The organism is Silvimonas sp., from assembly GCF_031291215.1.
GTDB classification, from domain to species: domain Bacteria; phylum Pseudomonadota; class Gammaproteobacteria; order Burkholderiales; family Chitinibacteraceae; genus Silvimonas; species Silvimonas soli.
Window position 1 is genome coordinate 24,201 of sequence record NZ_JARLJK010000085.1, and the last position, 11,222, is coordinate 35,422.

The 11,222-nt window shown below is 57.3% G+C and carries 10 protein-coding genes; 9 read left to right on the forward strand and 1 reads right to left on the reverse strand.

Translation table 11 applies throughout. The features are described 5' to 3' along the window. Positions 1-8 precede the first annotated feature (8 nt). The 6 genes from P4L78_RS10440 to P4L78_RS10465 are packed head-to-tail and all read left to right on the forward strand — an operon-like array spanning position 9 to position 5,506. Entirely contained in the window at positions 9-584 is a 576-nt protein-coding gene (locus tag P4L78_RS10440; protein WP_309327987.1) for a hypothetical protein, read from the forward strand. After that, positions 581-1,366, forward strand: a complete 786-nt coding sequence (locus tag P4L78_RS10445; RefSeq protein WP_309327988.1) for a chitobiase/beta-hexosaminidase C-terminal domain-containing protein — start codon at positions 581-583, stop codon at positions 1,364-1,366. Before P4L78_RS10440 ends, P4L78_RS10445 begins: the two co-directional genes overlap by 4 nt. 7 nt (positions 1,367-1,373) lie before the next feature. Further along, positions 1,374-2,357, forward strand: a complete 984-nt coding sequence (locus P4L78_RS10450) for a hypothetical protein (RefSeq protein ID WP_309327989.1) — start codon at positions 1,374-1,376, stop codon at positions 2,355-2,357. A 45-nt stretch (positions 2,358-2,402) separates the two neighbouring features. Next, positions 2,403-2,621, forward strand: coding sequence for a hypothetical protein (locus P4L78_RS10455; protein ID WP_309327991.1), 219 nt, complete (start codon positions 2,403-2,405; stop codon positions 2,619-2,621). Positions 2,622-2,654: 33 nt separating this feature from the next. Further along, positions 2,655-3,047 (forward strand): hypothetical protein, encoded by a 393-nt coding sequence (locus P4L78_RS10460; RefSeq protein WP_309327993.1) that lies wholly within the window; start codon positions 2,655-2,657, stop codon positions 3,045-3,047. Between the two features lie 5 nt (positions 3,048-3,052). Beyond that, a complete protein-coding gene (locus P4L78_RS10465; protein ID WP_309327994.1) occupies positions 3,053-5,506 on the forward strand; it encodes a hypothetical protein in 2,454 nt (817 codons plus the stop codon). Between the two features lie 2 nt (positions 5,507-5,508). Here the strand turns inward: P4L78_RS10465 and P4L78_RS10470 are convergent, their stop codons facing one another. Continuing rightward, positions 5,509-5,667, reverse strand: a complete 159-nt coding sequence (locus P4L78_RS10470; RefSeq protein WP_309327996.1) for a hypothetical protein — start codon at positions 5,665-5,667, stop codon at positions 5,509-5,511. A gap of 203 nt (positions 5,668-5,870) precedes the next feature. Between P4L78_RS10470 and P4L78_RS10475 the strand changes: the two genes are divergently transcribed. Genes P4L78_RS10475 through P4L78_RS10485 form a run of 3 tightly spaced genes read left to right on the forward strand, consistent with a single transcriptional unit; the run spans position 5,871 to position 10,853 of the window. Beyond that, positions 5,871-7,340 (forward strand): hypothetical protein, encoded by a 1,470-nt coding sequence (locus P4L78_RS10475; protein WP_309327998.1) that lies wholly within the window; start codon positions 5,871-5,873, stop codon positions 7,338-7,340. Continuing rightward, the gene (locus tag P4L78_RS10480; RefSeq protein ID WP_309327999.1) at positions 7,340-10,000 is read left to right on the forward strand and encodes a hypothetical protein; all 2,661 of its coding nucleotides are present in this window, start codon (positions 7,340-7,342) and stop codon (positions 9,998-10,000) included. The genes P4L78_RS10475 and P4L78_RS10480 overlap by 1 nt, the downstream gene beginning before the upstream one ends. Before the next feature lie 22 nt (positions 10,001-10,022). Next, positions 10,023-10,853 carry a hypothetical protein gene (locus P4L78_RS10485; protein ID WP_309328000.1) on the forward strand — a complete coding sequence of 277 codons (831 nt, stop codon included), beginning with the start codon at positions 10,023-10,025 and terminating at the stop codon, positions 10,851-10,853. The last annotated feature ends 369 nt before the right edge of the window (positions 10,854-11,222 follow it).

Consider the following 11,222-nt stretch of genomic DNA (forward strand, 5'->3'; position numbering starts at 1 on the left):
AAGTTGCCTTGAGCCCGCAGGCCGAGCGGATCGTTGCCAATTTTCCCAAGCTGCCAGCGCAGATCCTGGGGGCCATCGTGCGCGGCATGGACCAGGCCAATCAACATGCGGTAAAAATCATCAAAAGGGACCACCTGACCGGCGATGGCCCCTTCCCGCCCTCCGAGCACCGCCTTGGTCGTGGTAAGGGGACGTTGGGTGGCCGTCTGCGCGGCAGCGCCAATGCCACGCCGTCCAAGCCGATCAGTGCCACCCAAGTCCAATCCGCCATCGGGTCAAACGTCATCTACGCCGCCATCCATGAGTTTGGCGGCCGCATCCACCACGAAACTCGGACCATGAAGATCCGGCACAAGCTCGACGCGCGCGGCAACCTGGTCAAGCAGCTCGCCAATGATCATTTGCTCGTCTTCGCACGCGCCGGTGCCAAGCGCGCCCGCACGCAAACGGTACAAGCCCAGGCCCACGACGTCACCATGCCCGAACGTGCCCCGTTCCGCACCGGCCTGGCTGAATCTCGCGGCCAATACACCACTAACATCAGCCGCCAAATCGTGGCTGAATGGCAAAAGATGTCCGCATGAAAACCGACGATATTCTCGACCGCCTCCCTTACGAACTGGCCGACCGGCTCCAGAGCGACCCGTTCTTTCAAGACATCCCCGTGATCGTCGTCGAGAAGGGCGATGTCGCCCACGAATACCAGCAAGCCCAGGGTGCCATCACCGAGACCAGCGGCAAGCGCGGCGTGGCCGTCCTAGTCTTGCAGATCGTCGCCAATGACATCTACCAGGGCGTCCCGGCCGGCCCCATGAAACTCTTCCCCGCCTTCCAGGTCATTGAAGTGCCGGAGCTGAACCACGACGACAACGGCACCCACAAGAGCGCGCGGAAAGTCGCCCGGCATATCATCACCAACGTCAAGCTCGCCGGATTCCGCGGCTTCGTGCAGGCCATGAAACCCGCCACGCCCGCCATTGAACCCGTCGACCTCAGCAAAGACTTCACTGTTCCGGTCATCAGCTACCAGGTCAATTTCGAGTGCCAGGAGTTTTCGGACGAGCAGATTGAATATTGTTTGCCGCCCATACTGAGCAATGTCCCCGGCCAACTGCAGGTGACCCTGACGACCGCCACGCCTGGCGCGCAGATCTGGTACACCACCGACGACACGTTCCCGTTCCCCGGCGACAACACGCTCTTCCCGGGCAGTACGGCCCAGCAATACACCGTGCCCATTGCCATGCAGCTCAACGTCCCCGTCACCATCCGCGCCTGTGCCTACCTGAACAAATTCACCGGCAGCCCCACCGACTACGTTGCCAGTAGTGTGGAGCGCCTCACCGCCACCATCACCAACCAATAAATAAAATATGCCCGCCACCATCGTTACACCAACCATCATTCAAGGACCCGCGTACATCATGCACGGCGGGGTCGTCATCTACGTCGAGCAAGACATCACCGTTGAAGAACAAGTCGAGACGTGGAACCCCAAATCTACATTTGGTCTCCTCGGCGAACGACTCAAATCCCGGAGCGTTAAAATCACAGCCACGCCCGTGGGCATGATTACCGCCGCGCTACTCAGCTACTTTTACGAGGCATTCCTCGCCCCGCAAACCTACGTCGGCGTGAGCATCATTCCCACTAGCAACTTTGCTTTAACCATCTGCAGCTTGACTGAAAACAAGACGTACGGTTACGTCCGCGCCGGCCTTAGCGAAGTGCCCGACCTTTTTTGCGGCCCCACCAAGACGGCCTTCGGCAAAGCCTCCTGGACGGCCATCGGCGCCGCCGCCACCGCGCCCACGAGCGCCACCTTCCTCAAGGCTGCCATCGGCACCATCACGGCCGATACCAGCTTTTCTGGCAGCAAAGTGGAGAGCGATATCTACCAGGGCGTCCTCGGCGGTCTAGCCGCGCCGCTCAATTCACTTGGCTCCTTGGATGGCTTCGGCTTCAAGTTTGGCTACAAGACCAAGAACATTGTCGCCAGCGACATCGGCATTGCCGATATCATCCTGGATAGCGACGGCTTCCAACTCAGCGTCGCCTTTGCGCCCAGCAACCTCACTGAAGCGCAGGTGGATACCTGGCTCAATTACCAGGGCACCAGCGCGGTATTGCCCGGGCAGGCCTTTGGCGGCAGCGCCACCGGCGCCGGCAACCTGGTGCTTACTGGCGTCACCTATGGTTGGGTCTTCACCGCCAACGCGGTTGGACCCAAGAGCGCCAAGCGCGTCTACCAGATCGGCGAGGACCGGTTCCCGAACGGCGCCATCGAGCTCACCAATCAACTCACCGTCACCGCTGGTGTGCCGAACCCCCTGTTCAGCTATACCGCGGGGACATGATTCTTTGTTAATGCCATTCGTATCTAACCATCAACCCACAATAATATGACCAAAACCCAACTCGTCTGCGATGCCTGCGGCAAACCCATCGACCCGCAAAACAACATCACGTTCAGCCCCGTGCGCGGCGGACTGAACCTCACCATCATCACCTCCGGCGCCAAGGCCGGCATGCTCATCAACACGCAAGTCAGCCTGTGCAACGGAAACTGCGTGAACGCATGGCTCGCCGATATAAAACCGGTCGCCGCGAAGGAGTCTTAACTCCGACCACCACACTCCAAACTCCTCACTCAAATGGCCCTGGGCACATGGAGCATCCTGATCGGTGGCAATGCCATCGCGACTTCGGCATGCATCGTCGACCTGGTCAGCATGAGCGGCGGTCCGAACATCCTGCCTTTCGAGGGATACGGAGCCGCCGCCCCCGTGTTCATTAACATGGGCAATACCAAGATCGTCCGGGTCTTCGACATCACCCAAGAATGGGCCAGTGATACAGCCGCCGAAAACTACCGCCAGACCGCGATTGCCCAATGGTCCGGCGTGGCCACGGTGCAACTCAACCACCTTGACTACGAGGAAGACGTTAGCACATGGACCATCAACAACGCCAAAGTGGAGTTGGGCATTCCCCAACGCATTGGCCTCACCACGATCACCCGCTTAACCATTACAGGCGGCAGTTAATCTCCATGAAAACACGCACCCTTATACGCAGTCTCCTTTTAGCCTTTAGCTTTCAGCCATTGGCCTTGCTGGCCCAGACGCCTGTACTGTTCACGATGCAGGGTCTCACCGGACGGCCCAACAACGAGCAGATTCTGATTCAGCCCGACCGTGAGGAAAACATGGTCACCTTCGGCACCAACCTGGTGCCTATGGATGATTTCGTCATTCAGCCCAGCGGCGGCCAGGTGATCACCAATCTGATCCCTTGGGGCTACACCATCACCGTGGCCGGCTGGACACGCGGCGTGCATATCGTAGTGCCCAGCAGCACCAACACGCTCAACGTCGTCACGTTGATCAACACAAACCAATTTGCGCCGTTGAATCTTTCGGTCGGCACCGTCCTTGGTTCGCCCGGCACCAATATCGCCCTGGTCACTAATGCCGACAGCAGCGTGACCATCAGCGATCCCTACGCATTGACCGCATCGAGCACGGTGGCAATGTCGCAGGTGACCGGTCCGCTGCCGGCCGCGCAGTTGCCCGCGATCGTGGTCACCAATCTGTACCCGACAATCTATCCAAATTATTTGGAGTGGTGGGACGGTCAGGATTTGCAATCGGCGAATGGTCAAACGATTACGAGTTGGCAGGGGAAACGAGGCCACACCCTTTATGGCTCGGCTGTGGCGCAATATCCAGGAGTGGCCTTTAACGGCACGTATTCGACGATCATGACGAATCTGTCGTTCCCTGGCGACGCATGCTACAACGCGGCAACCATCTTCTTTTTGTTTCGCGCTCCGGCGAACAACTTCAACAATGGGCAAGGCTTGTCCTTCTGCCAACCATCGATGGCGCACCCGAGCTTTGGGCTAAACCTATTCGTCCCGGTGGCGCACTATCCAACGATGGATTGGCTCGCCTTAAACCCCACAAACGGTACGTCTTGGAGCACTTTTTACAGTTGCGACCCACAAGTGGGAGAATCACTGTCCGGGCAGAACGTCCACTTATTTTCGATGACCTTATTGGCTGGTGGTTACTGTGACATCTTCGTGGACGGCAAAATGACAGCAAACACACTGATGTCGGACATTTCGCTCGTGCCAACGTGGCCGGCGATTCAGGGTGGCACATCGCTGGGATATGACTGGTTGTGGGCCGGAACACCGGCTTTCCAGGGCTCAGTGTACGGCCTGTTGATCTACACGAACACGTTTTCGCTGGCCCAAATGGACGCGGAGAATACTGCGCTCATGCAGCGGGCCGGAATCAGTCAGCAAGTCTCCATCAATTTGGATGGCGACTCAGTTATTTTCGGTGGACTGGCAAACACCCTCAGCACGCCAATCCAACTGTTGCAGTCGAACTATCCCAATTACCGCATCACCTGCACAGCCTATCCGGGGCGCACTTCGGCAAACGTCCTACTGAATCAAACGAACTGGATTACGACAGTCAGCGATCCATCGACCAAAATCGACATCTGTTGGATGAACCTTCAAAATGACAGTACGACGGTCTGGCAAGTGGTGGCCACCAACATGACGCTGTGGTGCTCGAATGACCTGGCTTTGGGAAGGAGGCCAGTCCCGCTCAATCCCTGGTCGAATATGACGACGGACAATAATGGTGTGCGAACAAACTTCAACAATTGGCTCACAACCAACTGGTGGAACATTGCTCCCGCGATGATCGACTTGTCCCGCGATCAGCTTTTGGGATATGTCGGAGCTTATGCCAATGCCGCCCTAATTCCGGACGGGATGCACGGCACCAATGCGAGCTACCAGAGAATCATATCAGGGTACTTCGTGCCGACGATCAACCATTTGTTGAACGGCTCGTTCATCTGCACGTCGACGAGTTGCGTTCCCCCTACGGTCACGCAACCTTGGACCGCAACCGATCCAAACGCCCCTGGCGTTCAATTCGTGAACAACGCCGGTGTGTGGGCTCCTGTCCAGCCAGCAAACTCCGTGCTGAATCAACTTGGGTCACTGGATGATTACATGAGCATTGATCAGCAGAACCCGTATGACGTGACTACGGCCCTCTTACCACAGATTAATGGCAATTATTACGGGGTCGGAAAATTGGCGCCGGCTGCTGGGAATTGGGTTTTCTATTTCAACCCATCGCGCTGGCCGTTGTTCGAATGGAGTGGATTCACCAACCAAGTTCTGTGGGTGCATCTGTTCGCGACGAACGCGGCGACGGTAAATTGGATCGCTTCGGTGAGGTATTTTACGAATGGTTTGTCCTCTGGCCCCGGGGCCGGCTCTGGTGGAACTACTTTCGGGACGGGCATCTTCCAGTGTGGCGCTGGTACGAACGATTATTGGCTGGCTGTCACCAATCATTTTACGCCTCAGGTGATGACAAACACCACGGCTGCATGTTTTTTCTGGGGGGTGAACAACCCGTCGACAAACGTGTGGGTAATCGAAGGCACCCACCTTCATGCGCAATGAAGTCAGTTATGATCGACCGTCGAAACCGCATCCAAGGCCGCTTGCGCCCATTTAAGATTCTGGCGTGCGGCTTCGGATTCCGGCTCCTTGGCGAGCCGGGCCTTGGCTTCGGCGACAGTTTCCAGCGCATCAGTGACAGCTTGCGGCGTTTGCTTTTCCATGCCGTCACTTTATTGCGTCTCCAGCCAGCGCGCAAGCCATGACTCCCGCCGAAATCCATGACCGAATCACCCGCGAGCGCAACCAGGAGCTGCGAGCTCTGCGCGTTGAGTGGGCGCTGCTACTCATGAGCATCCAAGCCTGCGCCGGCAGATTCCCCTGGGAATTGGTATGCCATACTACGGACGACATAGTTGAGTGATCTATGCCTGACCAAGAATTCAAACTCGTAATCACCGGTGATGCCAGCGGCGCGGTCGCAGCCAGCCAGGCTGCCGGTGATGCCACCCGCAAGCTCAAGGTGGATACGAGCGATTTGAGCGATGCGACCAAGAAATCGCTCGGGATGCTTTCGTCGGCTGGCGACGAGGTGAAAAACCTGGGAAAGAAAACGGAGGAAACCGGAGAAAAAATGGAAGGAGGCGGCCGCGAAGTACGCCACCTGGCCAACGAACTCGGCCGCATGCTCGGCGTCAGTGATCTTGGGGCGGCGTCCATGGGGAAAATGGGGCTCGCGGTCTTTGCTGTGGGCGCCAGTCTTGATTTTTTGAAATCCACCTGGGATCAAGTCCAGGAAGGAATCAAGGGACCAATTGAAATCACCGTCCACGACGACGTCGCCAAGATCATCGCTGGTGCCCAGGCCTGGGGGCAATATGCTGAGGCGATCCAAAAAGCCCATGAGGCATCGAGCAGTCCGGAGGCGGCAGCGAATCGGGAGAACAAGGTCCTTTCGCAAAAGCTCCAATTGTTGCACGACATTCTCAAGGCCGAGGAAGATGAAGCGATGACCGCCCTCGCGCTCAAAAAAGATCAGATGTCGCCACAGGCCTATGCTGCCGCTCAACAGTCAATCCGTACTGCTTTCGGTCACAAGAACAGCGACGCAGACGACGAAGCCGAGCGGGCGCGGATTGCCACAATGGAGCAACAGGAGCAAAATCTGCGCGAGGATGCGGCGAAGAAGAAGGCGCAGGGCGAAGGCATGTCCACCGGCAATGCCGATGCCCAGGGAACGGCCAAGACAAACGCCAGCAAAGCTGCAGCGGAACTGGACGCGATCAACAAAAACCTTGAGCGGCTGGATCGCATTGCCCATCCCGACAATGCCCAATATGAGGGGCTCGGCGGGTTCGTTCAGTCGCAGAAGGACAACCATGAGTTTTATAATCTCTATGGCTATGGTACGAGCCAGAAGGATGCTCGCGCGCAGGAAGAGCAGCGGAAAGCTCAGGCCGAAGCGGCCATAGCGCTCGGCCAGCGGGCGACCGAACAGGAAGAGCGGCTGAAAAAAACGAAGTCCGGCTTGCTGAGCGAATCGGGAACGGAAGTGGGCAAGGCTGACGAATTACACCTGCAGACGCAGGAAGCCAAAGAGGATTATAACCGCACCCAAGTTGCAAAAGCTGGCACCGAAGCGCTTGCTGGTGCTGGTGTGGCCCTGACTCAAGAGGGCAATGCTGAGCACAATAATACGGCCCAAGGATTGCGGGATGCCCAATCTGCTCTGGCGGCTGGCATTTCGGCCCAGCGACAGGTCATCGAAGCCGTCAAACAGGTGGTCACTTCAAATCAGGAACTTCACGCTGGGCTGGAAAAAGCCTTTGGCGATCTGCGAGCTGAGAACGTGAAGCTCGCGGCCAAGATCGCGCAGATGCAGTTCAACACGAAATAATGGAAACAATTGCCTATACGGTTGGCGGCACTACGACGGAGGTCAGCCTCACTTCGCTTGGCGCGGGCGTACCCTTCCGCCTCGAACTCGGCACCCATGGCGAATCCAAATGCATTCTGCCGTTGCCAACGCTTCCGCCTGAGACGGCCGTGGCGATCCCATTTGAGGCTCAATGTGTTATTTGGACAGGTCGCGCGGTCTCGGGGACGACCTATTCGGGCGGCACAATCCTTTTCGCCGGACGGCGAACCGACAATAGCGGTCAAGCCGGTCCGTCTGCCGCCAGCCAGGAGATCGTGATTGAGGATGCCTGGTATGATCTCAAGCACCTGACCTTCCAGTGCGCCTGGCAGAACATCACAAGCTATAGTGGCAGCACGCCGAGCTACGGCACACCGTACACCTGGCCGGATTGCGTTCTGTTCCAAGTCAACCCCGCTGGCCAATTCCAGATCAATGGCACGTTCGCGGCCTATGCCCCTCCTGCCGTTTTTGGGCACATTCACACTGGTCAACAGATTAAGGAGATTCTTGCTTACGCCATCTACATCGCGGGCGTCAACCTCCAGATCGGCCAAATCGACCCGGCAACGTACGTGCCATATTATCCGGTCCGCTCGATGCGTTGCTCTGACGCTTTGAAAGTATGTTTGCGGCCGCATCCCAATTGCACTTGCGAAATTGATTACACCACGATCCCACCGACGTTCAATATCCGGCAACAGAGCAACCTCACCTCCGTCACGCTGCCATACAAATCCACCTCCGGCGCACAAACGCATCTCACCAGTCAAGTGCGGCCGCTGCCTGAACTGGTCCCGACCCGCGTGGGCATCTATCTCAAGGAGGAATCCACGGTTAATGGTCAGACCGTCATTTCAGTCGGCGCTGACATTTATCCGAACGGGACTGTGAGTGGATTGCGCAGCCTGGACACGTCGCTTGATCTCACTGGCCCAAAGCTGGCGAAAACCTCGGCCGCTCTCACGACGGCCGCATTCGATCCCACCAGCCTCACCTGGTGGGCCGAGAAGGTGCCGACGCTCCGGTCGGTATCGGATGGTGGCCAGGTCCCGGCGAGCGGTACCGGTGCACTGGCTTTGTTGAGCACGGTCATCAATGGTGGTACGACTGCGTATCCCAAAGGCATCCAAGTCACGGACAATAGCGGCAACGCGATTGACCTGACCACCTATGGCTACGAATTGCTCACGGGGACGCCAGCGTCCTGGATGGAGAACAGTGCTGGTGCAACCGTTGTGGTCATCGAAGCCAACGTCACTGGCTTTTTTTCATACTACAAGTCCACCACTGCCGGCAGTACCACGGCTGCACTCGTCGATCAAATCGGCGAGCACATGCATACAGTGCGAGTCAAACTGATCAACACTGCCAGCGCGACCTTCACGCTCTCGCAAACGCTGGCCACCGGTGAGACCTATCCCGGGGGCTTGGCAGAAAGCATCTACAACTCGTTGTCGACGCTGCAGTACCAGTTCACGCATGTGATTTTGGAAGCGCCATTCGCCACGCTTGTGAAGCCCGGCAAGCATTGTTTGAATCTCACTGGTGGCGCGGTGGCGTGGGGGACCATGAACGCAATGGTCCAATCGGTGGAAATAGAGTTCTATTCAACCAACAACACGTTGACCGTAGCCAAGACAACTGTCCATTGCGGACCGGTCCCGCACCTTGAAGCCGGGGAGTTGGTGCAGATTTTCAATCTGTTCTGCAATCGCGATCTGTCCAAAATCAACCCCAATGAGCGCACGGGTTCAAGCATGTCCGGAGGTGCAGTGACCCTTGGCAGCGACAGCCCAAAGGAAAATTCAACGCCCGCTCCTCCTGTCCCTGCAGTGCACAACCTGGTTGGCACCGACGCGACGTCGGGCAACCTCATCCAGATCACATCTGACGGCACCCAGGGAAGCCTTGCCGTCCAGCAACTCAACCCTACCACCGGCGCGAGCATTGCCAAAGGCTACATTTCACCCTGTTATTCCGGCACTGGCTCACCTTCGGCCACTTCGCTGCCTGCCAACGCGTATTACCGGCTGTTCGATCGCTACATTGATTCGACGACGAAAAACGAATGGATCTGCACCGGCGCGGGCAACAACAATGTTGCTGGCAGCGGTGGATCTACATGGTCGCAGATTGGCGGCGTTGGCGGGTCTGGTGCGGTGACCTTTTTCGTGATTACCACTTTGGTGAACGGAAATTATTTTTATGCCGCGCCGCTCACGATCGCAAATGTGGCCGGCCTGCTTACGGTGACCCCGGGAGCGGTCACGGTTGTCGCGAAGCACAACAGGATGTGGAATGCTGGATCGGAAACATTCGACGGCACGACGATTACCTATTCCAGCTACACTGGAGACAATTATCGCCTTGCCACCGACCCTAGCAGCAACACCGAATTCCAGGTCGCTTTCCCCCGCTATATCACGTTGGCCGCGCTGGGTTTCGTCCTCGAGCCACTGACCGGTGCAGAAGCTCAAAACCTGCTCAACTCACAATGCGTCATCAAATGCATACCGGTGGTTGGTAGCGGTATCTCATACGGGGATATTGCCGGGGATGGAGTTCTCACAACATGGCAGGAGATTGAGCCCAGAGTCTGGGCTAGGGCCTTCAACCAAACAGCAATCGGAGATTAAAAATATGGCTGGTGGATCTGGAATGATTGTGCAGTGCAGCATCATGGAGGGGCAGCTCAAGAATCTTTCCGAAAGCCCACTAAAAGCTCTGCAGGGCAATGGGCTCGCCCCGATAATTGATTATCGCGTCAATATCGGTCTTACGGCCATGCCCGAAATGAACAACTACGAGCCAGGCGGCGGCTCGCCTGGTGACCCGCCCTACCTCACCTCACACTGGCCTACGCCGTACGCTGCTGTGTATGCCTACCTCCAGGCGTTTGTGCCGCTGCCAACCGCCGATCTGGCCGGAACCGCCCCGGGCGAGTTATCCTACAATCAGGCTCTATCCACATACGAGGCGTTGAGCTACGATTGGACCGCTGTGTCCTCCTCCGACACGCATGATCCCACCACCTTGATGACGAGCTATTTCGGCACCGGGTGGACGTGGGGTGGGACTCAGAGTCAAGGCTTGAGCGCTGAGCCTCTATTTTTATACACGAAAAACACTACCGCACAGCCGATGCCATACTTCATTCTCCGCTATCGCGACACCTGGGCGTGGGATAGTTACGGATGGATGGCAGGTCCGGTGCCATGTACTGTTGCGCGCGGTGTCACCTGGACCGTTTATCAGCTCGATTTGGTCGGCTCTGGAGTGCTGGCTCCTGGTCAGACCATCGGCTACGGTCAGGGAGCGTACGGCGGCATTGACATCGCCTTCCCATCGACCAACCCCTACGCCTGGCCGGAGCTGGGCAACGCGCTCCAGAATTCGGATATCACCTTCCCCGTGCTCGGGTGGGATCTGAAGGCGTTCTTGCTTGCGACCGGGTTTCAGCTCGGCACGACCACGGCCGTTACCACCTAATTGAGCATCCCGGGCATTCAGTAGCCCTTTAAATGCCCGCTGTCATCACACCAACCGAAGCAAGATCGTCGTTCCTGGGTCAAATGGTGAAGCTGCCACCCCGCTGCAATGGCGTTGCAGGGGGGTGGCAGCGGTATGGCGAACCCTTTTTCGCCGCCGCGTTCGCTACGGGTATTTAACCCATTTCAGTCGATTTCATACCCTTTTCACGAGTTGGTCGGTCTTACCATGTTGACGATGGGATTGGACGAAAGACTTTCGTAATTCCGAAACATTCCTGTTGGTGGGTTCATGGCACTTTCGAGTCGCGTGTTTTTCGGCTGGTTGCAGAGATTTGGAACAGGCGACTGGAAAGTCGCCTTTACCCGC

Bases quoted from the DNA above. Each gene is read 5' to 3' on its own strand.
- P4L78_RS10445 (WP_309327988.1), top strand. From the start codon at position 581: ATGAAAACCGACGATATTCTCGACCGCCTCCCTTACGAACTGGCCGAC.
- P4L78_RS10480 (WP_309327999.1), top strand. From the start codon at position 7,340: ATGGAAACAATTGCCTATACGGTTGGCGGCACTACGACGGAGGTCAGC.
- P4L78_RS10485 (WP_309328000.1), top strand. From the start codon at position 10,023: ATGATTGTGCAGTGCAGCATCATGGAGGGGCAGCTCAAGAATCTTTCC.
- P4L78_RS10475 (WP_309327998.1), top strand. From the start codon at position 5,871: ATGCCTGACCAAGAATTCAAACTCGTAATCACCGGTGATGCCAGCGGC.
- P4L78_RS10460 (WP_309327993.1), top strand. From the start codon at position 2,655: ATGGCCCTGGGCACATGGAGCATCCTGATCGGTGGCAATGCCATCGCG.
- P4L78_RS10455 (WP_309327991.1), top strand. From the start codon at position 2,403: ATGACCAAAACCCAACTCGTCTGCGATGCCTGCGGCAAACCCATCGAC.
- P4L78_RS10465 (WP_309327994.1), top strand. From the start codon at position 3,053: ATGAAAACACGCACCCTTATACGCAGTCTCCTTTTAGCCTTTAGCTTT.
- P4L78_RS10470 (WP_309327996.1), bottom strand. From the start codon at position 5,667: ATGGAAAAGCAAACGCCGCAAGCTGTCACTGATGCGCTGGAAACTGTC.
- P4L78_RS10450 (WP_309327989.1), top strand. From the start codon at position 1,374: ATGCCCGCCACCATCGTTACACCAACCATCATTCAAGGACCCGCGTAC.